This is a genomic window from Streptomyces paromomycinus (assembly GCF_003865155.1).
GTDB lineage: Bacteria > Actinomycetota > Actinomycetes > Streptomycetales > Streptomycetaceae > Streptomyces > Streptomyces chrestomyceticus.
The window spans coordinates 9,177,191-9,200,487 of the sequence record NZ_BHZD01000001.1 but is presented as its reverse complement, the minus strand read 5'-3'; the positions used below and the strand labels follow the sequence as shown (position 1 = coordinate 9,200,487).

At 73.2% G+C, this 23,297-nt stretch carries 19 protein-coding genes; 8 read left to right on the top strand and 11 right to left on the bottom strand.

The annotated features are described in order from the left end of the window. Nucleotides 1–3: 3 nt before the first annotated feature. Both OEIGOIKO_RS39090 and OEIGOIKO_RS39085 read right to left on the bottom strand, forming a co-directional pair. Complete coding sequence (locus tag OEIGOIKO_RS39090; protein WP_125058023.1) at nucleotides 4–1,398, bottom strand: cytochrome P450; 1,395 nt, start codon at nucleotides 1,396–1,398, stop codon at nucleotides 4–6. Further along, nucleotides 1,395–2,963 (bottom strand): prenyltransferase/squalene oxidase repeat-containing protein, encoded by a 1,569-nt coding sequence (locus OEIGOIKO_RS39085; RefSeq protein WP_125058022.1) that lies wholly within the window; start codon nucleotides 2,961–2,963, stop codon nucleotides 1,395–1,397. The genes OEIGOIKO_RS39090 and OEIGOIKO_RS39085 overlap by 4 nt, the downstream gene beginning before the upstream one ends. A 335-nt stretch (nucleotides 2,964–3,298) precedes the next feature. On the opposite strand from OEIGOIKO_RS39085, the gene OEIGOIKO_RS39080 reads away from it, so the two are divergent. Further along, entirely contained in the window at nucleotides 3,299–4,660 is a 1,362-nt protein-coding gene (locus tag OEIGOIKO_RS39080) for a DUF4334 domain-containing protein (protein ID WP_246177857.1), read from the top strand. Between the two features lie 32 nt (nucleotides 4,661–4,692). Here OEIGOIKO_RS39080 and OEIGOIKO_RS39075 read toward each other — a convergent pair whose 3' ends face one another. Both OEIGOIKO_RS39075 and otr(B) read right to left on the bottom strand, forming a co-directional pair. Further along, the gene (locus OEIGOIKO_RS39075) at nucleotides 4,693–5,220 is read right to left on the bottom strand and encodes a DoxX family protein (protein WP_125058021.1); all 528 of its coding nucleotides are present in this window, start codon (nucleotides 5,218–5,220) and stop codon (nucleotides 4,693–4,695) included. Between the two features lie 134 nt (nucleotides 5,221–5,354). Next, a complete protein-coding gene (otr(B), locus tag OEIGOIKO_RS39070) occupies nucleotides 5,355–7,007 on the bottom strand; it encodes an oxytetracycline resistance efflux MFS transporter OtrB (protein ID WP_125058020.1) in 1,653 nt (550 codons plus the stop codon). Nucleotides 7,008–7,272: 265 nt separating this feature from the next. Between otr(B) and OEIGOIKO_RS43695 the strand changes: the two genes are divergently transcribed. From OEIGOIKO_RS43695 to OEIGOIKO_RS39055, 3 genes are all read left to right on the top strand, one after another. After that, entirely contained in the window at nucleotides 7,273–7,794 is a 522-nt protein-coding gene (locus tag OEIGOIKO_RS43695) for a MarR family winged helix-turn-helix transcriptional regulator (RefSeq protein ID WP_125058019.1), read from the top strand. Between the two features lie 134 nt (nucleotides 7,795–7,928). Continuing rightward, nucleotides 7,929–9,509 carry an amidase gene (locus OEIGOIKO_RS39060; RefSeq protein WP_125058018.1) on the top strand — a complete coding sequence of 527 codons (1,581 nt, stop codon included), beginning with the start codon at nucleotides 7,929–7,931 and terminating at the stop codon, nucleotides 9,507–9,509. A 219-nt stretch (nucleotides 9,510–9,728) separates the two neighbouring features. Continuing rightward, nucleotides 9,729–10,124 carry a DUF3515 family protein gene (locus tag OEIGOIKO_RS39055; RefSeq protein WP_170251979.1) on the top strand — a complete coding sequence of 132 codons (396 nt, stop codon included), beginning with the start codon at nucleotides 9,729–9,731 and terminating at the stop codon, nucleotides 10,122–10,124. 54 nt (nucleotides 10,125–10,178) lie between these two features. On the opposite strand, the gene OEIGOIKO_RS39050 is transcribed toward OEIGOIKO_RS39055, so the two are convergent. The 3 genes from OEIGOIKO_RS39050 to OEIGOIKO_RS39040 form a co-directional block, all read right to left on the bottom strand. Beyond that, complete coding sequence (locus OEIGOIKO_RS39050) at nucleotides 10,179–10,973, bottom strand: 3-hydroxybutyrate dehydrogenase (RefSeq protein WP_125058016.1); 795 nt, start codon at nucleotides 10,971–10,973, stop codon at nucleotides 10,179–10,181. Nucleotides 10,974–10,984: 11 nt separating this feature from the next. Further along, the gene (locus OEIGOIKO_RS39045) at nucleotides 10,985–12,466 is read right to left on the bottom strand and encodes an amidase family protein (protein WP_125058015.1); all 1,482 of its coding nucleotides are present in this window, start codon (nucleotides 12,464–12,466) and stop codon (nucleotides 10,985–10,987) included. A 111-nt stretch (nucleotides 12,467–12,577) separates the two neighbouring features. Further along, a complete protein-coding gene (locus tag OEIGOIKO_RS39040; protein ID WP_170251978.1) occupies nucleotides 12,578–15,313 on the bottom strand; it encodes an RING finger family 4 domain-containing protein in 2,736 nt (911 codons plus the stop codon). Nucleotides 15,314–15,807: 494 nt separating this feature from the next. On the opposite strand from OEIGOIKO_RS39040, the gene OEIGOIKO_RS39035 reads away from it, so the two are divergent. Together OEIGOIKO_RS39035 and OEIGOIKO_RS39030 are read left to right on the top strand one after the other, a co-directional pair. Then, entirely contained in the window at nucleotides 15,808–16,389 is a 582-nt protein-coding gene (locus OEIGOIKO_RS39035; protein WP_125058013.1) for a TetR/AcrR family transcriptional regulator, read from the top strand. A gap of 91 nt (nucleotides 16,390–16,480) precedes the next feature. Continuing rightward, complete coding sequence (locus OEIGOIKO_RS39030) at nucleotides 16,481–17,671, top strand: GDSL-type esterase/lipase family protein (RefSeq protein WP_125058012.1); 1,191 nt, start codon at nucleotides 16,481–16,483, stop codon at nucleotides 17,669–17,671. A gap of 9 nt (nucleotides 17,672–17,680) precedes the next feature. On the opposite strand, the gene OEIGOIKO_RS39025 is transcribed toward OEIGOIKO_RS39030, so the two are convergent. The 4 genes from OEIGOIKO_RS39025 to OEIGOIKO_RS39010 all read right to left on the bottom strand — a co-directional run bounded on the left by OEIGOIKO_RS39025 (nucleotide 17,681) and on the right by OEIGOIKO_RS39010 (nucleotide 21,071). Next, nucleotides 17,681–18,829 (bottom strand): FAD-dependent oxidoreductase, encoded by a 1,149-nt coding sequence (locus tag OEIGOIKO_RS39025; RefSeq protein ID WP_125058011.1) that lies wholly within the window; start codon nucleotides 18,827–18,829, stop codon nucleotides 17,681–17,683. Between the two features lie 57 nt (nucleotides 18,830–18,886). After that, on the bottom strand, nucleotides 18,887–19,600 hold the full coding sequence (locus tag OEIGOIKO_RS39020) for a TetR/AcrR family transcriptional regulator (protein ID WP_125058010.1): 714 nt from the start codon (nucleotides 19,598–19,600) through the stop codon (nucleotides 18,887–18,889). A 130-nt stretch (nucleotides 19,601–19,730) separates the two neighbouring features. Then, nucleotides 19,731–20,507, bottom strand: coding sequence for an alpha/beta fold hydrolase (locus tag OEIGOIKO_RS39015; RefSeq protein ID WP_125058009.1), 777 nt, complete (start codon nucleotides 20,505–20,507; stop codon nucleotides 19,731–19,733). A 90-nt stretch (nucleotides 20,508–20,597) separates the two neighbouring features. Next, nucleotides 20,598–21,071, bottom strand: a complete 474-nt coding sequence (locus OEIGOIKO_RS39010) for a MarR family winged helix-turn-helix transcriptional regulator (protein WP_125058008.1) — start codon at nucleotides 21,069–21,071, stop codon at nucleotides 20,598–20,600. 78 nt (nucleotides 21,072–21,149) lie between these two features. On the opposite strand from OEIGOIKO_RS39010, the gene OEIGOIKO_RS39005 reads away from it, so the two are divergent. Further along, a complete protein-coding gene (locus OEIGOIKO_RS39005) occupies nucleotides 21,150–21,962 on the top strand; it encodes an APH(3'') family aminoglycoside O-phosphotransferase (protein WP_246177855.1) in 813 nt (270 codons plus the stop codon). A 125-nt stretch (nucleotides 21,963–22,087) separates the two neighbouring features. Continuing rightward, complete coding sequence (locus tag OEIGOIKO_RS39000) at nucleotides 22,088–23,233, top strand: LPXTG cell wall anchor domain-containing protein (protein WP_125058006.1); 1,146 nt, start codon at nucleotides 22,088–22,090, stop codon at nucleotides 23,231–23,233. The last annotated feature ends 64 nt before the right edge of the window (nucleotides 23,234–23,297 follow it).

Sequence of the window (23,297 nt, the reverse complement as noted above, 5' to 3'; positions counted from 1 at the left end):
GGGTCAGGAAGTGCGGGGGTGCGCCGTGAGCAGCAGCCGGTCCGGGCGCAGGACGGTGCCGACCAGGGGGCGTACGGGCGCGGCGGCGACCGGCTCCAGGCGCCGGTGGGCGGTGAACGCGGCCACCGCCAGCGTCAGTTCCGTCCAGGCGAAGTCCTCGCCGATGCACAGACGGCTGCCCGCGCCGAACGGCAGATAGGTGTGCCGCGGCGGCTTCGCGGCCGCGTCCGGCGGCCAGCGGTCGGGGCGGAACTGCTCGGGGTCCTCGTACAGGTGCGGGTCGTGGTGCAGGGCGTACGGGCTGAAGAACACCTCGGCGCCCGGGGCGAGCCGTACGCCGCCGAGTGTGACCGGCCGTACGGCGCGGCGCATCAGCAGCCACGACGGCGGGTGCAGCCGCAGGGTCTCGGTGAGTACCTGCCGGGTGAAGACCAGCGCGGGTACGTCCTCGAAGCGGGGCGGCCGTCCCGCTTCGAGGACGGTGTCGAACTCGTCGTGCAGGCGCCGCTGGACGTCGGGGCGGCGGGAGATCTCGTACAGCGCCCAGGCCAGTGACGCGCTGACGGTGCCGGTGCCGGCCAGGAAGAGGGTGATCAGCTCGTCGGTCACCTCGGTGTCGGTCAGGGCGCCTTCCGGGCCGCCCGCGAGCAGGAGCATCGAGAGCAGGTCGCCGCGGTCCCGGCCGTCGGCGCGGTAGCCGTCGACGATCCGCTGCTGGACGGCCACCAGCCTGCGCAGCGGGCCGTCGTCCGGCGGCCGCCAGCCCGGCAGCAGCGGGAGGCGTTCCGCCCAGGCGTGCAGGGGGGACAGGGCGAGGCGCATGGAGTGGTACTTGACGGTCAGCCAGTCCTTGACGGCGGTGCGCAGCTCGGGGTCCTGGTGGTCCGCGAAGAGGGTGCGCAGCAGGATGTCGAGGGTGAGGCGGTGGATGTCCGGCACCAGGTCGCGGGTGGTGCCGGGTTCCCAGGCGGCGGAGCGTGCCAGGGAGCGTTCGGACATGGTGCGGGCGTAGCCGGCGATCCGGTCGTGGTGGAAGGCGGGCTGCATCGTGCGGCGGTGGCGGAGGTGGCGGTCCCCGGCAGCGGTGATCAGCCCGTCGCCCAGCGGGACGCGCAGGGCGTCGAACATCGCGCCCTTGTCGAAGGAACGGGCCTGGGCGGTCAGGAGTTCCCGTACCAGCTCGCCGGAGTTGACGACGTGGACCGGCCGCGGGCCGATGTAGACCTTCGTCACCGGGCCGTGGTGCCGCTGCTCGCGGACGAAGCGCAGGGCGTCCCGCCGGAACCGCGGGGCGTGCCCGGCCAGTGGGACGCGGCCTGGAGCGACGGGCGCTTCGGTGGGGGCGTCGGCGGAGGAATGCCGGGGGCGCGCGGCCGGCCGTGCACCGCTGCTGTTCACGCCGGTCCCCCTCCCGTCCGGCCGCAGGACAGCTCCTCCCCGTGGGGCTGGAGGCAGCCGCCTCGCGCGGCGGCGCGGAGCATGCGCTGCCCGGCGAAGAGGCCCTCCACGGTGAACGCGTGGGTGTGCGTGGGGAAGTGGGTGAGGAGCGGCCGCGGGCCGTACATGAGCGGTACGCCCGGCCAGGTGCCGTCGTCGCGCTGGGTCTCCACGAGGTACGTCAGCCCCGGCGCCCAGAGGTCTTCGTCGCGGAGTCCGCCCCGTTCCAGAGCTGCCAGCGCCAGGCCGGTGGCGGCAGGCGTGCTCGGGCCGCCTGCCTCGACGGGCCACCCGCCGTCCGGGTTACGGGTTCCGGCCAGCGCGCGGGCGGCGGCATGGCCGTCCGGCGGTGCGGGGGTGTCGAGGGCGGGGAGGACTTCGGCCGTGGCGTACGCCAGGCCCCGGTACCAGCCGGCGTGCCAGCGTCCCTGGCCGACGAGGCGTCCGGTGAGCCAGGCGCGCGCCGGGGCCAGGTCCACGCGGTGGCGGCCGGAGTGACGGGCCAGCGCGGTGACGACATGGGCGATCACGTCGTCCACCGGGGGATCTCCGGCGGACTGCCAGGTGCGCCAGAGCCCGTCGTCCCGCTGCTGCCGGGCCAGGTGCCGCACCCCGGCCCGGATCACCCCGCCGGGAGCGCCGCTCGCGCCGTCCAGGGCGATCAGGGCGGCCCCGGTGGTGTCGTTGTCGGACTCGACGCCCAGCCGGAACGGCCAGCCGCCGTCCGGGTTCTGCGCCGCGACCAGGTAGGTGACGGCGGCGGGCAGCGCATGGCGGTCGAAGTCCGGCGCACCCCGGAAGGCGCGCACGGCCAGCGCGGTGTCCCAGACGTCGCTGGTGGTGAAACGCCAGGTGCCGTCGACGTGTTGGCTGGTGAGGAGGTACTCCGTACAGCGGCGGGCGGCGGCGGTGCCGGGCGCCGCGGACTGGAGGGCGAGCGACGCGAGAGCCGTGGTGACCGGGTTGGCGGAGAAGTCGCCCGCCGGGGACTGCTGGTCGGCGATCGTACGGGCGGCCTGCAGGGCGGCCTTGCGGTCTCCGAAGTGGGCCGCCACGAGGGCGTGCGCGGACCAGAGTTCCACGCGTGACCAGCGCTTGAGCCGTCCCGGGGCGGCCACCGCGGCGGCCAGCTCCGTGCGCAGCGCGTCGGGTCCGGCGCCGCCGCGAACCGTCCGGCCGGCGCGCAGGGCGAGGGCCTGGAGTAGCCGGGCCCGGGCCGACAGCGCCGGGTCATCGAAGGCGGGGTGGCTCACGTCGATGGAGCCGTCGGCGCCCAAGGCCAGGGAGAGCAGCGCGCTTTCCACGGCCCGGGCCACCGGGTGGTGGTCCTGCGGGGCGGCTCCGGCGGCGAGCCAGGCCCGGCCCCGGGCGGCGGCGTGCCCTGCGCCGGGTTGCGGTGAACACGCCAGGGCCAGGGTGCACAGCGCGGTCTCGGTGATCCGGGGGCCGGGGACGGCGAGCCAGGAGCCGTTGTCCCGCTGGGTGGTGAGGGCATGCCGGGTGGCGAGGGCGAGGGAACGGTTCACCCGTGGTGCGAGCGTGGGTGACAAGCGGGCGACCGGTAGGTGCGGTAACGCGCGTCCTGCTGACATCTTGCCTCGATTTCTGCTGGTCCCGCTTGTGCTTCGTACACACGCGCCGTCAGCGCGACGGCCGTTCCCGCGTACTGCCGGGCGGCCGGGAGACGACCGGGCGGCCCGGCCGCGCACGGCGGCTCCGGAGCGCGCCGGGGTACGGGGCGGCGGACCGCGCCCGGACTCCCGGGACATAACCTGACGGCGTGCACACCTCACAGCCGGCCGGCCACCCTCCCCCGGAGATCGTCTCCATGGCGGACACATGCTCCGCCGCTCTGCAAAACATGCCCAGGCTCGAAAACTGGCTGGAAAAGCACGGTTTACCCGTGGACACCGCGCTGGTCCCCCTCATGTGCCTGCAGACGGCGTTCTTCACCCCGTGGCTGCCGCCCGACACCTGTCTGCGAATGTCCCGGCTCACGGTCTGGCTGATGGCCATCGACAACGTCCTGGACGCGCCCGCAGCGCCCGGCTGCCCGGGCCCGGACTGGCCCGCGGCCCGCGTCGAGGACTGGCACCGGATCCTCGACGGGCACGACGGCGGCAGCGACGATCCCGTGGCGCGCGCTCTGGCCGAGATCATCCGGGACGTGGACGGGGACGGACGGCCCGAACTCCTCGCCGTGTGGCGCGAAAGCATGCATCAGACCCTGACCGGCATGCGGTACGAACACGAGACGTCCCGGACGGCCGCCGCCGGCGGCACACTGCCCGGGCTGACCGACTACCTCCGGCACGGCGCTTGGAGCATCGGCGTCGAACAGCAGGTCACCGCCCTGTGGGCGCTCCTGGACGAGCCCGGCCTGGCCGGCCGCCTGCCGGTGCTGCGCACCGCGCTGCACGCGGCCGCGACCGCGATCCGGCTGCTCAACGACCTCCGCGGCCACCACCGGGAGCAGGCCGAGGGCAAGCCCGACGCCCTGGCCCTCGGCCTGACCGAACGGGAGGCGTACGAGCGCGCCGACGCGGGGCTGGAAAGCTGCCTGCGGGCCCTGGCTCCGCTCACCGCCGCCGGGTACGGTTCCGCGGTGGCACTGGAACGGGTGGTGATCTGGCACGCCCGGATGTACCACCGCTTCGACCCCGTACGGCCCGGCCCGGCCGCCGCCCCTCCCCTGCCGGGCAGTACCGCGCCCGTCCCGTCCGTCCCGTCCGTCTCCCGGCCGAAGGAGGCCCCGCCCATGGGTACCGAGCAGGAAGTCCTGGACGCCGTCGCGTCCGGAGGCACGTACGACACCGCGGAACTCGCGGCCCTCTTCGACAGGTTGGCCCCCGTCGACACCGCTTTCCTGATCGGTACGTGGCGGGGCGGCGCCTTCGAGCACACCGGCGAGAACGCCGAGCTGCTGACGAAGATGCGGTGGTACGGCAAACGGTTCGTCGACGCCGACCACGTGGAGCCGCTGCTCTGCCGCGACGAGGGCGGGGCGGTCTACTCGTACACGGAATCGGGCCTGGCCTCGCTGCGCGAGGTCGTCCACCGCGGCAAGCAGTCCGCGGCGATGGTCTACGACCAGTTGCCGGTCATCGATCACTTCCGCCGTCTCACCGACGACGTCCTGCTGTGCGTGATGGACAAGAAGGGCGATCCGGAGGACTTCTACTTCCACCTCACCCGCGTACCGGAGCCCGAGGCAGGGGCCTGACGTCGGACGTCACAGGAGCGAGCGGGAGGCCGTCACTCCGGCCCCTCCACCACCTGCCGGGCCCGCTTGTTGCGCGTGCCCACGACCAGCGCCGTGGCCGCTCCGGTCACCGCGAGGGCCACCGGGACCATCCAGCCGCGGTTGACGGAGTGGCCGAGCGCGTGGTCGAGGGAGATCCGCCCGGGTCCGGTGACGCTCAGTCCGACAGTGGTCAGCCCGAGGAAGGCCGGGTGCTCGTAGCCGCCGCTCTGCGCGAAGAACCCGTTGGGGGTGTGTACGGCGGCGGCACCCGCCATCGCGCCCGCCGCGGCCGCGCCGGCGGCGGGGGTGGCCAGCCCGAGCGCCAGCAGTACGCCGCCGCCGGCCTCGGTGAGTCCGGCGACCGTGGCGTTGGCCTTGCCCGGCGCGTAGCCGACGGACTCCATGAACTGGCCGGTGCCCTCGATGCCGCCACCGCCGAACCAGCCGAAGAGCTTCTGCGCGCCGTGCGCGGCCAGCACTCCGCCGGTGCCCACACGCAGAAGCAGCAGGCCGAGGTCTCGTCGGTCGAAACAGGTCACGATGGGCTCCCGGGGCAGCCGGACAGAGACGGTCCCCTCCCGCGTGCCCATCGTCCCTCCCCGGCACGCCACGGGCTTTCTCACTCGGCCGTTCAGGTGACGGGCCGTGAGGAGAGCCTGCGCGCCCGTAGGGCCTACTTCACTGCCCGGAGCGCGCGCTCCGGTGTCCGGGTGCCGTCATCGAGTTCGCGCAGGAACCAGGTGAGGACGAAGCCGGCCAGCAGCACGGCTCCGGCCGCGAGGAACACGACGTGGAAGCCGTGGGCGAAGGACTCGGTGACCGACTGCGCCAGCCTGGTGTCGATGCCCTGGAGCAAGGACGTGTCGTCGAGGTCGATGCCCGTACCGCGCCCCGAATCGACCATGGCGAGGAAGCGGTGGTTGGCGGGGTCCCCGGTGACCGACGGGTCCGTGAGGACACTCTCGAAGCGGCCGGAGTGCAGCAGGTCGGCCAGGCGGCCGAGCGCCACCGAGAACAGGACGGAGAACAGGACCGCGATGCCGGTGGAGCCGCCGATCTGCCGGCACAGACCGGACGCGCCGTTCGCCACCCCGAGCTGGCTCTTGGGCGCCGCGTTCTGCATGGCCAGGGTGATGACGGTCTGGGACAGTCCGATACCGACGCCCAGCCAGCCGACGGTCAGCGTGATGCCCCACATCGGGGTCGTGGGGCCGGCCGCGGCGAGCGTCAGCAGCGCTCCGGCCATGGACCCCAGGCCCACGACGGCGAGCTTCTTGAACCGGCCCGAGTCCGCGATCAGTTTGCCGGACACGACCTGGGAGGCGATGGTGCCCACCATGAACGGGACGACCACCAGCCCCGCCTCGGTCGGCGTCCGCCCCTGCACCAGTTGGAGGAAGAGCGGCAGGGTGGTCACCGTACCGAAGATGCCGACGCCGATCGTGAAGTTGACCGCCGAGCACAGGGCGATGCCACCGCGCCGGAACAGCCGCAGCGGCAGTACGGCCTCGTCGCCGCGCCGCAGCTCGACGGGGACGAACAGCGCCAGTCCGGCCGCGCCCAGCGCGAAGAGGACGAGGGAGACCGGCGCGGTCCAGCCCCAGGACCGGCCTTGTTCGGCCACGATCAGCAGCGGCACCAGGAACAGGGCCAGCGCCACGGCCCCCAGTACGTCCATCCGGTGCTCCCGGCGCTGGTGCGGCAGGTCGAGGGCCCTGCGTACGGTGACCAGGGCCAGCAGCCCCAGCGGCACGTTCAGCAGGAACACCCACCGCCAGCCGTCCACGCCGAACACCTCACCGGCCTCCGCGAACGTCCCGCCCGCCAGCGGCCCGACGACACTGGCCGCAACCCAGGCCATCTGCAGGAAGGCGAAGTATCGCCCCCGCTGCCGTACCGGCGCGAGGTCGGCGACCACCGCGGTGGGCAGGGACATCAGCCCGCCGCCGCCCAGCCCCTGGACCGCCCGGTAGAGGGCGAGTTCGGTCATCGACCCGGCCGTACCGCACAGGACCGATCCGGCGACGAACACGGCGATCGCGATCAGGTACATCGGCTTGCGCCCGTGGATGTCGGAGAGCTTGCCGTAGAAGGGCATCGCCAGCACGGAGGCGATGAGGTACGCGGTCGTCGCCCAGGCCTGCTCGGTCTGGCCGTGGAGGTCGTCCGCGACGGTGCGCATCGCGGTGGCGACGACCGTCTGGTCCAGGGCCGCGAGGAAGACGGCCAGCAGCAGCCCCGACATGGCCGTCAGGATCTGCCGGTGGGTGAACGTCCCGCCTGTCTGGGCGGCCTCGTCGGCGGTGCCCGGATGCGCGGATGACACGGTGCCTCACTCTCCAGGCCGGGGTCACGGCGCCGTCCGCGCAGCCTGTCCGCTGCCTTCTGCACACGGCCTGCTGTTCGCTGCCTGCTGCTCGCTGCCTGCTGCTCGCTGTCTGCCCGCGGTCGGCGCCCCGGCCGGACGCCGAGCGTAATCACCGGAGCGGATTTCGACAAGTCCTTGTCGTTCTTCCCGGAGCGGCGCCCTCCAGGAGGCCGTTCCCGGAGGCGCGGAACTCCCCGTGGGACCGGGGATCTACGCTGTGGCCATGGATTCCTCACCCCCGGACGTGGACGTCGACGCCTTGGTCGAGGTGACCGCCGAGGTCTTCGCGGTCAACGGCCGCCTGCTGCGCGAAGGGGACTGGCTCTCCGCCCACGCGGGGCTCACCTCGGCGCGCTGGCAGGTGGCGGGGCTGCTGCTGGACGGGCCGTCGACGGTGGCCCGCCTGGCCCGGGAGCGAGGACTGCGGCGCCAGGCGGTCCAGCAGACCGTCGACCGCCTACGGGCCGAAGGCGTCGTGACGACCCGCCCCAACCCGCAGGACCAGCGCAGCCCGCTGGTCGAACTCACCCCGGGCGGCCGGCAGGCCCTGGACGATCTGCGCCCCCTGGAACAGCGCTGGCTGGAGCACCTGGCCGGGGACATCCCGTCCGAGGACCTGCACGTCGCCCTCTCGGTGCTGCGTCGGCTGCGGGAGAACTTGGACGCCCGGCCGGTGCTGGACGCCCGTACGGCGGGGGATGCCCGTACGGCGGTGGAGCCCGGCGCGGGGCAGCAGACGTCCTGATCCCTGGAACGTCCCCCTGCCCTCCGGGACGGCGCTCCCGCCCGTCCCGGGCGACGTCCCCAACGCCTGCCCTCGCCCCTGTCCTTGCCCCTGTCCCCGCAGTCAGCGCCGAGCACCGCACCAGGAGCCCCCACGTGATCCCCCGCCGCACCCTGCTCATCGCCTCCACCGGTATCACCACACCGGCCGCCGCGACCGCCCCCTCCTCCCCGCGGCCCGGGCCCCGGTCCGGCGCCCGGAAGGCCGACGCCGAAGCTCTCCACCTGGCGCCCGCCCGCGAACAGGTCGCCGCACTGTGCCGGCGCGAGATCAGCAGCCGCGACCTCCTGGAGCAGTACCTCCGGCACATCGCGCGAGCCAACCCGCAGGTCAACGCCATCGTGACCCTCGACGCCGACGCCGCACGCGCTGCCGCGGACCGGGCGGACCGGCACCTCGCCGGGACCGGCCGGCCCCTCGGCCCGCTGCACGGTCTCCCGATGACGGTCAAGGACGCCTTGGAGACGCAGGGCATGCGCACCACCAGCGGCTCCCCCGACCTCTCCGGCCACGTACCGGACCGGGACGCCGACGCCGTCGCCCTCCTGCGCGCCGCCGGCGCCGTCCTCGTCGGCAAGACGAACGTGCCGGTCATGTGCCAGGACATCCAGACGTCGAACCCCCTCTTCGGGAAGACGGACAACCCGTACGACAGCACCAGGACCGCGGGCGGCTCCTCCGGTGGCGCGGCCGCCGCCGTCGCCACCGGCCTCACCGGTCTCGAAGTCGGCTCCGACCTCGCCGGTTCGCTGCGCCTGCCGGCCGCGTACTGCGGTGTGCACGCGCTGCGGACCTCCCGCGGCGCCGCGCCCGTCGTGCCCGTACGGGGCCACATCCCCCGCCTGCCCGGCTGGGCCACCAGCAGCGACATGGTCACCCTCGGCCCGATGGCCCGTACGGCCGACGACCTCGATCTCCTCCTGGACGTGCTGGTCGCGCCCGCCCCCGCCGACCGGAGCGGGTGGACGATCACTCTCCCGGCCCCCGCCAGGACCGAACTGGCCCAGTACCGCGTCGGCGTCTGGGCGGACGACGCCTACTGCCGCGTCGACGCCGAGACCCGTGCGCTTCTCGATCGGGTCACCACGCTGCTGCGCTCCGTCGGTGCGAGCGTCGACGACGTCACCCGGCCCGTCGACTTCGCCGAGAGCAACACCCTGTTCCAGCGCCTCCTGTTCGCCACGGGCTCCGCCACCGCCACGGACAGCGCGTTCGCCGCCGATGTGGCGGCGGCGGAGAAGATCCCCGCCGACGACCCGGCCGGTCTGTTCCTGCATTCCCGGACGATGCGGCACCGGGACTGGTGCGTCGCCGACGAGGCGCGGCAGAAGCTGCGGGCCGCGTGGGACCGCTACTTCGCCGACCATGACGTCCTGATCACCCCGGCGGCGCCGACGGCGGCCGTGCCCGACCAGACCGGCACCCCGCCGCCGCAGCGGTTCATCACGGTGGACGGCGTGCGGCGCCCGTTCTTCGACCAGACGAGCTGGGTCAACCTGGCGAGCTTGGTGGGCCTGCCGTCCGTGGTCGTGCCGGCCGGCCGGACCGCCGACGGGCTGCCGCTGGCCGTTCAGATCATCGGCCCCTACCTGGCGGACCGCACACTCGTCGCCATGGCAAAGCAACTCGCGCCGCATCTGCCCGGTCCCGGCCGGCCGCCTGCCCGGACGGCCTGAGCCGGTACGGTCTTCCCGGCCTTATGGGAATTTCACCCTGAACAAGCATTAATGTTGCCCGGCACGGCTAGAGTCGCCGTTTGACTTGTTCGACCGAAGAAGGCGTGGCGAGAAGTGGTTCCACCGTCGAAGAAGGCCCTCATCACGGGCGGGGCCGTAGGCGGAATCGCCCTCGTCGCGGCCGGAGTACTCGCCTTTTCACTCCTTCCCTCCCCACCGGTGATCGAGAGCGCACCGAACGCGGGCCAGCCGCTCTGCGACAACATCGCCCGGAACTACCCGCGCAAGCTCCTGGGAGAGGACCGAACCGATGCGGAAGGGGAGGGAGTTGCGGCCTGGGGAGATTCGGCCGTCATTCTCCGCTGCGGCATGAAGCCGCCCAAGCCGACCACCGACTTGTGCCTCAACGTGAACGGAGTCGACTGGGTATTGCGAAGCGACTCGTCGAGCGAGGGCGAGGGCGGCGGCAAGAGCAAGAAGACCCTTCTCACCTACGGGCGCGATCCTGCCGTCGAAGTGACGGTGACGGCGGACGCGACGACCGCTGCCGGGGACACGCTGGTCGACCTCGGCGACGCGGTGCGGGCGATCCCGCAGAAGGCCAAATGCATTTAGCGAGGGCATTTCCTGACGGGAAATCGGCTGCTTCGCATTCTGCGGCGGCTGAGGTCAGCCGGCTCCCCAGCCGCCGTCCAGCGGGACGGAAGCACCGTTGATGTACGCGGTGTGCGCAGAACACAGCCACAGCACGGCCGCGGCGACCTCCTCGGGCTCCAGCAGCCGCTTGATCGGCGACCGGGCCAGCAGGACGTCGGTGAGCACGTCCGACGCGTCGATCCCGTGAGCCGCGGCCTGGTCGCCGACCTGTTTCTCGACCAGAGGCGTCCGCACGTAACCAGGGTTGACGCAGTTGCTCGTCACGCCGTGCTCCGCCCCTTCGATGGCGGTGACCTTGCTCAGTCCTTCCAGAGCGTGCTTCGCGGCGACATAAGCGCTCTTGTAGGCGCTCGCCCGCAGACCGTGGACGCTGGAGATGTTGATGACGCGACCCCAGCCGTTCGCGTACATGTGCGGCAGTGTGCGGCGCAGCAGCAGGAACGGCGCGGTGACCATGACCTGTTGCATGAGCGCGAACCGCTCCGGAGGGAACTCGGTGAGCGGGGCCACATGCTGGAATCCGGCGTTGTTGACGAGGATGTCGACCTCGGCGGGCAAGGACTCGATCGCGACGGGATCGGCCAGGTCGACGACGTGCGCCCGGCCGCCGGTCTCCGCGGCGACAGCCTTGGCCGACTCGCCGTCCTTGTCGACCACGTGCACTGTGGCGTGCGCCGCCGCCAGCGCCACAGCGCACGCCTTGCCGATGCCGCTGCCGCCACCGGTCACCAGGGCAGTACGTCCGCCGAGGTGCACGTCGGCGGAAGGCGTGGGGGCTGATGCGGAGGCCGGGAAGACGTTCGTCATGGGTGGCAACGCTAAGGGGTGTACCGGAGGGGTGCCACCCTGCCGCGGTGCGGCAGTCCCCACAGTGCCGCGCAGGCGCGCGCGACCTCCAAGAGTGTCAAGTCCCCATCCGTCGGGGCTTGGAGGTCGATGCCGAACGGGAGCCCGTGTTCGTCGCGAACGGCGGGCAGGGTGATGGCGGGCCAGCCGACGATGCTCGACGGGTCGGTGTTGCGCAGGAGGGCGGGGAACGCCGGTACCGGGCGGCCTGCGAGCAGGATGTGTTCGCCGGGGAGCAGGCGTGGCGCGGTCACGGGCGCGGTGGGCAGCAGGAGGGCGTCGAGCCCGCGGTCGGCGAGGTGGGCGTGCAACAGGGCGTCGAGTGCGGGCCGGTGGACCGTCAGCGCCTGCTCGTACGCGTCTTCGGTCGGTCCGCCACCGGGCAGCGGGCGCAGGAGCCGGGCGACGTCCGGGCTCGCGATCCGGGCGGCGACATCGGCGAAGCGCAGGGGCAGCCCGTGTTCGCGGAGATACCCGTCGAGGGCGCGGGACGCCTCGTACAGGGCGATGGGCAGTCCGGCGGCCGCCACATGGGAGTGGGTCCCAGCAGGCAGCTCGTCTTCGACGATGGTGGCTCCGGCCGCGGCGAGTTCGGCGAGCCGGGCGTCCAGTGCCGCGCACAGCGGCGGGGCGATGCCGTCCCGGAAAGGGTGCCGTGGAGCGCCGAACCGCAGGCCGCGCAGCACGGTACGGGGATCGGGCGGCGACGCCGAGCGCGCGGGGCGGGCAGGGTGCGTGCCGGTGATGACGGCGTCCAGGAGGCAGACGTCCTCGACGGTGTGCGCCAGGACGCCGATGGTGTCCCGGGTCCACGACAAGGGCAGTACGCCCCGCGCGGGATAACGGCCGGGCGTCGGGCGGAAACCCACCACCCCGCACAGGGCTGCCGGGAGGCGTACGGAACACCCCGTCTCGGTGCCGAGCCCGGCCGTGACCAGGCCGGCCGCCACGGCAGCGGCGGTGCCGCCGCTGCTGCCGCCCGCCAGGCGGTCGGGCCGCCAGGGGTTGCGCACCCGGCCGTACGCGTGATTGTCGCTGGTCGCGCCGAAGGCCAGCTCGTGCATGTTGGCCTTGCCCAGGACGGCCGCTCCCGCGTCGCGCAGTGCCCGCACCGCGGCGGCGTCACGCGCCGGGCGGTGCCGACGCAGCGCCGGTGTCCCGCCGGTGGTGGGCAGCCCCGCCACATCGATGTTGTCCTTGACCGCCAGGAGTACGCCGTGCAGAGGGAGTCGGGTGCCGGAATCCGTACGGGTCCGGTCGGCGCGCTCCGCGTCGGCCAGCACGCCGGCCGGCTCCACGCTGATGAAGGCACGCAGGTCACGGGCGTGGGACAGACGACGGGGCTGCAACGCCCGGGCCGCGTGTCCGCGCGCCGTGAGCCGTCCCGCCGTCACCTCGGCGGCTACCTCGTACGCCGTCCGCGGGGCGGGGCCCTCGCCAGTGGCAGCGGTCATCGTCCCGTCCCCTTTCGAGGTGTGCCGGCCAGTATGGCAGCGCTCTGCGGGGCGCGCTCCGGGTCCGGCTCCCCCGGCCCGGCGGGTACGGAAGTCAGGCCGTCCGACGGCTCACGCGCTCGCCGCGGCCAGCGACGTGACGAGGTCGGAGGCGGCCAGCAGGGTGGCCGTACCCGCGTCCAGGCCCGCCAGGTGCAGTGCGTACACCTCCGCCTGAGCGGGCAGCGGAACGTCCCCGCGCAGCAGGTACGCCAGCCGCGCCCGGCGGAGGTCCGGGGCCGGGCCGGAACCGTCGTCGGTCGCCGGGGTGCCGATCCGGCCGGCGAACGCCGTGGTGTCCTCGCCGCCGCGGCGCCGGTAGGTGCTCCGCGAACCGTCGTGGTGGCGTACGACGACGGTGCTCGCGCGGGCGGCGGCCTGCCAGGTGGCCAGCTCGCCCAGGCCGACCCGCGCACCGGAGGTGAACAGGCCGGTCAGTCCCCGGCCGAGGGCGGCCAGGGCGTCCGCGTGGCGGTGTACGGCGTGGTGGGTCCCGGTGACGCCCTGGGCGATGTCGAGCCAGCGCATCGTACGGCCCGCCACGTCGATCACCATCGGCACCGCCACCCGGGCGCCGCCCGTCAGGTCGAAGCGCTGCTCGACCTGACGCGGGTCGAACACCGGGCCCGCCGTGCCGGGCCGGTCACGGTCCATCAGTCCGGCGAACGCCTCGGCGAGGTCCTCGAAGGGCACGTTGTTGAAGGCGAAGACCACGGCGACGACGTAGCGGACACCCGCCGCGTCCAGCTGCTCCAGGTCGAGGTCGACGAACTCGGCCGCGCCTCGGGGCGCCGGGGCGCTGGTCAGGTCGCCGGAGTGCACGGCGGCGGTCTCGGCGTAGCGCAGGCTGGTGTAGTCGCAGGTGCCGGTGTGCTGCCAGTCCGCGGTGTACATCGCGGCGGACAGGTCCAGGTCGGTACGGCCGGAGGCGGCGCTCTCCATCCAGTGCAGGAAGAGGCGGAGCGTGCGCCCTTCGGGCAGGGGCAGTTCGCTGCCGCGCGGCAGCGTCACGAGGGCGCGCGAAGCGGTCCGCTCCGCGAACGGCGCCATGACACCGTTCAGGTCGGCGTCGACCACCGCCAGCTCGACCGCCGGCCGGGCGGCCGCGCGGCGCAGGACCTCGCCGGTCAGCACGGCCACCGTACGGTCGACGGCGTCCGCGGGCAGCGGGGCGCGTTCGTCCTCGATGATGTGCGCCTCGGCGTTGCCGCCCTTGGGGAAGAACACCCGGTCGTGCCCCGGGGTCGCCCGGGTCCGGATCTCGCCGAGGGCCGAGAGCAGCACGGCCGGGGACACCCGCCGTACGGCCTTCTCCAGCGCGGTGAGGACGGCGTCGGTGGCGTTGTCCGGCTGGTCGGCGCCGGTCACGGCGTCGCCGACCGGGCCGCCGGCCGAAGGGCTGCCGCCGGTCAGGTCGTCGTCCGACGGGCCGTCACCCGGCAGACGGTCGCCCGGCAGTCCGTCGACCGACAGGCGCAACAGGTGGTCCAGGCGGCGCAGCAGTTCGCCAGGGCGCTGGGCGAGCAGGGTGACGGCGGTCGCGACGTCCCGTTCGGCCAGGGCGGCTTCGACCCGGCCGGGCCAGTGCGGGAGGCGGATCCGGTCGCCGGTGGCGTCGGCGTCCGGCAGGTGCCGGGCCGCTTCCCGCAGCCGCCGGGACAGGGCGTCGTCGGTGAGCCGGACCTCGCGCAGGACGGCGGCGGCGAGCGCGGCCCGCGGGTAGCGCCCGGCGTACTCGAAGGGGTGCAGGCGCTCGGCGGCGTGCTTCCACGCGGCCGGGTGGCGGCGCATGTCCTCGACGGCGAGGGCCGGTTCGAGCCGGTCGAGCACGGACAGCAGGGCGCGGCGCAGCGGGCGCGGCACCTGGGTGAAGCGCGGTACGTCGACCAGCCCGGCGTCGCCGCCGGAGCGCACGACGAGCAGCCGCAGCACATCGGTCGCGGTGTCGATCAGGCCGGCCGCCGCCGGGAGCGTCACGGGGTACACGGCCGGGTCGGCGAGCAGCCAGGCCAGGACGCGCGCCTTGGTCTCGCGGCCGGGGACGGTGCGGGGCAGCCAGGACAGGTCGGTGCGGTCGCGGGTTCCGAGGAGTTGGTGGAGGTCGTCGGTGTCCTGAGGGCTCGGCGCACCGGTGCGGGCGAGCAGGGTGCTCAGCTCGCGGACGACGTCGGCCGTACGGGCGGTGAAGTCGCCGCCGTGGGCGAGGACGCGCAGCCGGTCCGGCAGCGCCCGGCGGGCGTCGGCGGCCGGGCGCGGCGCCCGTGGGCGCAGGAACGGCTCCTCGGTGTCGAGGCGCCGGTTGCACACGGGGCAGGCGGAGTAGTCCGTACCGTCGAAGCACACCCGGCACACCAGGTGCGCGCACGGCGAGAGCGCGTGCACCGAGCCCTCGGTGCCGCACAGGACACACGGCTGCCGAGGCGCCTGAAGGAGCACCGACAGGACGCGGTCGACGTAGAGGGCGGACGTGTCGGCGGGCGTGGTCTGCGGGAAACCTCGGAAGAGCGGGGTGTGGTCGCGGTCGGCGCCGAGTGCCTCATCGAGGTCCGCCAGCAGGGCGCGGCCCGCGGCGGTCAGCGCCCCGGCGCTCAGCGTGGCCAGCGCGTGCCGCAGTCCGGCCGACAGCAGGTAACCGCGTTCCAGCAGATCGGCCTCCAGCAGCGCGACCCCGGCGAGGCTGCCGACCACCGGCCGGGCGGTCTCCCCGCCCGAGGCGGCGGGCAGGTAGACCGCGCCGCGACGGGTCAGCAGCACGGCGGCGAGGCTGCGACGGCTGTCGGTACGGGTCGAACTGGTGGTGCTGGTCAAGGCCGTTCCTCCCCCACCCGGCGGATCTGCCGGTGGCCGACGTGACACCGGTCCGTAAAACCGGTGCCACGCGCGTTCTTCGATGACGCGGGCGCGACGGGACCGACCGGTTCTTCCGTCGTCAAGCCCGCACGGCCCCTCGCCTCCGCACGGTGCTGCGGACCACGAGCAGGCGGCGCCGAAAGACATTGCCGCGGGGCGGAAAGGGAGCGCGCTCGATTCGTTTCAGGAAGGAGAAGGAAGCACGCTGCGGAGCCGCCCCGCGTCGCACACGCTATCAAGCGGCGGGACGGCGTCCTAACGGTTTACCGGGGCCCCGAGGGGGCGACCGGCGCAGGTGGCGGCCGGTGCGGACGGCGTCTCCGGTGCTCGTGCTCCCTCCCAGGGCCGCCGCCTAACACAGACACCCACTTGCCTAAAAGCTTTAGGCGTATGCATACTCGGTTAGGCAGGTACTTGCTGGCATTAGCTCATCGCCGGACAGAAGGAAGACCATGGCGCCACGCGTAGGGCTCACCCCGGACCGGCTGACCCGGGCGGGGGCGGAGCTGGCCGACGAGGCCGGGTTCGAGGAGGTGACCGTCTCGGCGCTGGCCAGGAGGTTCGGCGTCAAGGTCGCGAGTCTGTACTCCCACGTGAAGAACTCGCACGACCTCAAGACCCGGATCGCCCTCCTCGCCCTGGAAGAACTCGCCGACCGGGGCGACGCCGCACTGGCCGGACGGGCGGGCAAGGACGCCCTGGCCGCACTGGCCAACGTCTACCGCGACTACGCGCGGGAGCACCCCGGCCGGTACGCGGCGGCGCAGCTACGACTCGACCCGGCGACGGCCGCCGCCAGCGCCGGTGTCCGGCACGCCCGGATGACACGGGCGATCCTGCGCGGATACGACCTGACGGAGCCGGACCAGACGCACGCGGTCCGGCTGCTGGGCAGCGTCTTCCACGGCTACGTCAGCCTGGAGCTGGGAGGCGGGTTCAGCCACAGCGCCCCCGACTCGGACGAGACCTGGTCCCGGGTCCTGGACGCCCTCGACGCCCTGCTGCGGAACTGGCCGGCACCACAGCTGCCCTGAGGCAGCACCAGGGCCGTACGGACCGCCCACCGCACCCGCACCACACGCACCCCTCGCACCACCCGAACACTTCGATCAACAGGTTGAGGCCATGCACACCGACAACAACTGGACCAGCACTCCCGTCACCGCCGGCCTCCTCCGCGGCGCCCTGGACGTGGAGCACACCGAGCAGGGCGTTCTGCCGCACCGGCTGCCCGCCTGGGCCCGCGCCCAGAACACCGACGGACAGCTGGCCATGGCCGAGTCCCAGCCCTCCGGCGTACGGCTGGCCTTCCGCACCCGGGCCACCGCCCTCGAACTGGACACCCGGCCCACCAAGCGGGTCTACACCGGTGTCCCGCCCCGTCCGGACGGCGTGTACGAGCTGGTCGTCGACGGCCGTCCGGCCGGGCGGGCGAGTGTCGCGGGCGGCAACACGCTGACCATCGACATGACCGCCGGAACCGCCGAACACCGGCCCGGCCCGGCCGGCACCCTGCGCTTCGACGGCCTGTCCGGCGAGCTCAAGGACATCGAGATCTGGCTGCCGCACAACGAGACGACCGAACTCCTCGCCCTGCGCACGGACGCCCCCGTCGAGCCCGCGCCGGACCGGGGCCGCAAGGTGTGGCTGCACCACGGCAGTTCGATCAGCCATGGTTCCGACGCCGCCGGCCCGACCACGACCTGGCCCGCGCTGGCCGCCTCCCTGGGCGGCGTGGACCTCGTCAACCTGGGGCTGGCCGGCAGTGCGCTGCTCGACCCGTTCACCGCCCGGACGATGCGGGACACCGCCGCCGACCTGATCAGCGTCAAGATCGGCATCAACGTGGTCAACGCCGACCTGATGCGGCTGCGCGCCTTCGGGCCCGCCGTCCACGGGTTCCTCGACACCGTCCGGGAGGGGCACCCCACCACCCCGCTGCTGGTCGTCTCCCCCATTCTGTGCCCGATCCACGAGGACACCCCGGGGCCCAGCGCCCCGGACTTCTCCGGGATCAGCACCGGGCAGCTGCGCTTCCGGGCCACGGGCGACCCGGCGGAGCGCGCGGCCGGGAAGCTGACCCTGAACGTCATCCGGGAGGAACTGGCCCGGATCGTGGCCCAGCGGGCGGCCGAGGACCCGCATCTGCACCACCTCGACGGCCGTGAGCTGTACGGCGAGACGGACTTCGCCGAGCTGCCGCTGCCCGACGGCCTGCACCCGGACGCCGCCGCCCACCGCCGGATCGGCGAACGCTTCGCCAAGCTGGCCTTCGCCGACGGCGGCGCCTTCGCGGACCGGAACGGCGGCGCCTGACGCCCGGACCTACTGCTGCCCGTGGGCGGCGAACACGCCGAGCAGGCGCTCCAGGCCCCGGTCGCCGAACATCAGGTCCAGGCTGCCGGCGGACTCCGCGGCCGATGCCTCGCTGCGGGGGAACAGGGCCGTCTCGTACGCGGTGAGGGCGGCCTCGGTGTCGCCGGGGTGGGCGGCGATCGCCCGGCCGAGTTCGGCACCGTCGAGCATGGCCAGGTTGGCGCCCTCGCCGGCGAACGGGGACATGAGGTGGGCGGCGTCGCCGAGCAGGGTGACGCCGGGGACCCGGTCCCAGCGGTGGCCGACGGGCAGGGCGTGGATGTGCCGCGGGACGAGGGCGCCGTCGGCGTCGGCGATCAGCGCCCGCAGGCTGTCGGCCCAGCCGTCGAAGGGGGCGAGCACGGCCTTCTTGGCGGTGTCGGTGTCGGTGAAGTCGATGGTGCCGAGCCAGTCCGGTCCGGTCTTGAGCGCCGTGTAGATGTGCAGGCTGCCGTCGGATTCGCGGTGGGCGAGGATGCCTTTCCCGTCCCCGAGGCAGAAGAAGGAGCCGCCGCCGATGAGCGCGGCGCTCTCCGGGTGGCGGGTATCGGCGTCCAGCAGGTCGGATTCGATGAAGGAGATGCCGGTGTAGGCGGGGGTGGCCGGCGAGACCAGTGGCCGGATCCTCGACCAGGCGCCGTCGCCGCCGACGAGCAGGTCGGTGGTGAAGGCGGTGCCGTCCGCGAGGGTCACCTCGTGGCGGCCGCCGCCCAGCGTCCGGGCGCCGGTGACCTTGCTCCCCCAGCGGACGGTGCCCTCGGGCAGAGAGTCCAGCAGCAGGTCGCGCAGCTGTCCGCGCTCCACCTCGGGGCGGGTGCCGTCGCCCGCGTCCGCTTCCCGCAGGCGCACGGTGCCCTGGGGGTCGACGACGCGCGTGGCCTCACCGCCCGGGTGGACGAGGGCACGAAAACGATCGTGCAGGCCCGCGGCGTGCAGGGCCTCCTGGCCGCTGTCCTCGTGGATGTCGAGCATGCCGCCCTGGGTACGGGCGTTGCGGTTGGCTTCGAGCTCGTAGATCACCGCCTCGATGCCGTGTACGTGCAGGACGCGGGCGAGCGTCAGGCCGCCGAGGCCCGCTCCGACGATCGCGACGGCGTGGTGGGTGGGAGTACTGGTCATGGCGGTCTCTCCGTTCCGTGGGGGACGCGGCCGGTGCGGCGGCGTGCGTGAGGCGGCTCAGTGCGTGCGGGCAGTGGTCTCCGTGCCGTTGATGACGACGCGGAAGATCCAGGCCAGCCGCTGTTCGGGGCTGCCGGAGAACAGGTCGTCGCCGAGGGCGGCGATCCGCGGGTGGCCGGTGGACGTGGCCTGCCGCAGTGCTCGTACGAGCGCCTCGTGCTCGTCCTCGGCGGCGGCGTCGCGGTCGCGGGTGGACTGTTCGGCGGCGGTGGCCGTGGCCACCTGGAGCAGGACGTCCACGCCCCAGGCGGCTTGCGCGTCGGGGACCCCACCCTCGTGCAGCAGGGCGAGGACCGACTCGACCAGGGCCAGGTAGTTCGGCCCGGAAGGGCGGGCCACCAGCGCGGAGTGCGCCAGGCCGGGGTACTGGAAGAGGGTGCGCGTACAGGAGCCGAGGAGGGTCACCAGCCGTTCCCGCCAGTCGCCGGGCGCACGGACCGGCGAGAGGTCGACCTCGCCGAGGAGGTCCTCCAGGATCGCGGCGTGCAGTTCGGCCGTGTTGGCCACGTACACGTACAGCGAGGCGGGGCCGGTGTCGAGCTGCTGGGCCAGGCGGCGCATCGTCACCCGCTGCAGCCCTTCGGACCGCATCAGGGCGACGGCGGTCCCGACTATGCCGTCGTAGGTGAGGGCGGGCTTCGCGGGCCGCTCCCGGCGGCTGCGGGAGGCGGGGGTGGCTGCCGGGGGCTGCTCAGGGGGTCGCGGGGTCACCCCGCCACCGTAACGAACATGTTCGTTACGAACAAGTTCGTCACGGTGGCGCGCGTCACGACAGGAGCAGCGGAAGCGGCGGGGTCGGTACGGCACGGCGCGGCCGGCGCCCTCCGACCGCGCCGAACGCTCAGAGAGTCTTCAGGAAGCCGCCGACGGCCTCGTTGAACTCGTCCGGGCGCTCCATGTTGGGATAGTGGGCCGCCCCGTCGACGGAGACCGCACGGCCGCGCTTGACGGTACCGACGAGGCGCTCGGCCATGCCGATGTTGTCGGGTGAGTCGATGCCGCCGTTGACGGCGAGCACGGGGACCTCGATACCGGCGGCCCGCTCCCAGGTGTCACGGACCGGGACGATCGGATCGGCTTCGTCGCTGGTGTGCTTGGACAGGGTGCCGCGCTTCATGTCGCGGAGTTCCTTCACGACCTCGGCGTCGACGTCGCCGAGACCGCGGTGCGGACCCACGGCCAAGAGCATGAACGCCTCCGTGCACGCGTCCAGGTCACCCGACGCCATCGCCGCGTGCCAGGCACCCATGGTGCGGACGGTCCAGGGGTCGGAGTAGTACGGCTCGCTGGTGCCCGCGCCACTGACCACCAGACCGCTGACCAGTTCCGGATACTCCAGCGCGGTGTCGACTGCGGTGGCCGCCCCCATGGAGAGGCCCACCAGGATCGCCGGACCGGCGCCAAGGTGACGCAGCAGCCCGGCGACGTCGTCGGCAGGCCGGAACGGTCCGGTCGCGTTCGCGGAGCGGCCGTGACCGCGGGCGTCCGGTGCGATGACGCGGTACCGCGTGGCGAAGGCGGGGACCTGACGGTCCCACATGCGGTGATCGAGGAAGCCGCCGTGCAGGAGGACGAGCGGGCGGCCACTGCCGGTGTCGAGCCAGAACAGGTCATCCATGACAACCAAGCTGTCACAACCTTGACCCCATGACAACCAAGTTGTCACATTCCGATCCAGGGTGTGCAGCCGGTCAGCCGGGCGGCCGCCTCAGTTCACGTCCACGTCGTCGAGGGAGCGCAGAAGGCGGGAGAGGACCCGGACACAGGCGTCGATCTCGTCGTCCGTGAGATCGGCGCCGGCTTGGCGCAGCGCCGCCCGTTCCCGGTCGAGCACGGCGGTGACGGCGGCCCGGCCCTTACCGGTGAGGGCGATGAGCGAGGACTTCTTGTGCGCCGGGTTGGGGTGGAACTCGACCAGTCCGAGTCCCGCCGCGTCATTGGTCATCCGCTGTACGAACTGACGGCTCAACGCCTGGGCCCGGCCCATCTGCGGCACGGTCATCGGCCCGTCCTCGCGGAGCATGTTGAGGACCGCCCGCACCCCCACCGACAGCCCTTCGAGGGGCGCGTCCTGCTCGACCTTGCGCTGGGCACGCCGGTACAGCGGCCCCACCAGGTTGAAGATTTCCACGAACCGGTCGCCCGTATCCCCGGACGCCCGGGTTCCGTTCTCCTCGCTCACTCCCCCATCATGACACCGTGGTTGCCATGTCGGGAATTGCGGTGCGGCCGACCGGTCCCGCCGGTTAGGTTGACCGATGTGAGCGACGCGTCATCCGCATTCCGTACGCTGCTGCCCTCCGACGGTGGCGGGTGGGAACCCGTCACGGACGGGGAATCCGCGGCCACCGTCTTCCGTTCCGCCGACGGCAAGCGGTACGCCAAGTGCGTCCCCGCCGGTCACACGGCCGCGTTGGAGACGGAACGGGACCGCGCCGACTGGCTCGGCACGCAGGACGTGCCCGGCCCGCGCGTCCTCGACTGGCGCGAGAACGCCACCGGCGCCGCCCTGGTGACCAGCGCCGTCGAAGGCGTTCCCGCCGACCGGGTGACTGCCGCGGCGCTCCGGACGGCATGGGAGCCGATCGCCGACGCCGTACGCCAACTGCACGGCCTGTCCGCACCGCAGTGCCCGTACACGCGCGATCTCACCCTGATGTTCGCGACGGCCCGCGATGTCGTGGCCCGGGGAGCGGTCAACCCGGAGTTCCTCCCCGTCGCACAGCAGCGGACGGCTCCCGGCGAACTGCTCGCGCGCCTCACTCCGCAGCTCACGCAGCGCCTGGCGCAGGAGGCCGCGGAGGCCGTCGTCTGCCACGGGGACCTGTGCCTGCCCAACATCGTGCTCGATCCGGACACCCTGACCGTGTCGGGCTTCATCGACCTCGGCCGCCTCGGCCGGGCCGATCCGTACGCCGATCTCGCGCTGCTCTTCGCCACCGCCCGGGAGACGTGGGACGACGAGGCGCTGGCGGCCGCGGCGGAGGACGCGTTCGCCGTGCGGTACGGGATCGCGCTCGACCGCGCCCGGGAGCGCTTCTACCTGCATCTCGATCCCCTCACCTGGGGATGACGGGCACACCACTGTGATGCACACCCGTAACTGACGGCACGGCACAACCATTTGCCTCACCAGGAGTCACCTAGGCGTACGTGCCTGACACCAACCTCAGGTGACATCTCAGGAAGGTCTCGTTGATGAAGTTCCGCCAGACCCTGACGGCTGCCGCGGCAGCGGCCGTGCTCGCACCCGCCGCCGTACTGGCCACGCCCGCCGCCGCGTTCGCGACCGCCGCGGAGGTTCCGGACCGGCCGGCAGACACCGACACGTCGCAGCAGACAGGAAACCCGGAGGACGGCGGCAAGCCCGGACAGCCGGGCGGGACGACGGAATCGGGCGGGTCGTCCGGGGCCGGGAAGCCGGCCACCGGAAACGACGGAAACCAGAAGCCCGGTACGGGGAACGGCACCGGTGCCGAGACCGGCACCGGTAAGGACACCACGACCCAGCCCGGCAAGGGAACCGGAACGCAGCCGGGTCAGGACCCGAAGACCGAGCCGGGCACCACGACCGGCGGTTCGAAGTCCGAGGACGACGAGCCGAGCGGGGAATGCGACGTCGAGGCGGGGCGCCTGCAGATGTCCATCGAGGGGTGGCAGGGCGACTTCGTCGCCGGCGCCGGCTGGAGCCGTTCCTCCATCAAGGTCTCCAACACCACCGGCAAGGCGATGGAGAAGATCAGGCTGGAGCCGCTCGCCTACTCCTTCGAGCCCGTCGACTACCCGTACTGGGAAGTGCAGGGGGAGATCCAGGATCCCCGTACGGGCAGGTGGGTGAGTTTCGACGACGCCATCAACGACAGTGAGTTCGTCGGGCTCTCCGTCGCTCCGCACAGCTCGGTCAGCCTGCCGCTGCGCCTCCGCGCCATTCCCACGGCCACCCCCGGCCGCGGTTGGGTGATCATGGAGGGAATGTTCTTCGACAAGGACGGTTCCTGTGGCGCCTCCAACCACGGGGAGTACTACTTCAACATCCGCGCGGCGCACGACAAGCCCGGGAAGCCGGGTACGCCCGGGAAGCCGAGCAAGCCGGGCAAACCCGACGAGAGCGCCCAGCCCGGCGCCGGCAGCACGGGCGGCAACACGCCGCAGGTCGGCCTGAAGACCCAGGGCGGCGCCCAGGAGACCGCCGGCACCGGCGAACTGGCCGCCACGGGCTCGTCCTCGGCGCTGCCGACGATCGCCTTGGTGGGCGGCGTGGCCATGGCCGTGGGAGCGGGCGCGGTCATCACCGTACGCCGCCGCAAGGCCGGCGCCGGCTCCGGCGGTGGAGCCGCGGTGTAAGTGCCGGAGGCCGGGCCCGGCATCGGTCCGGGCCCGGCTCACCAACCCCGCCGGGCGGCCGGCG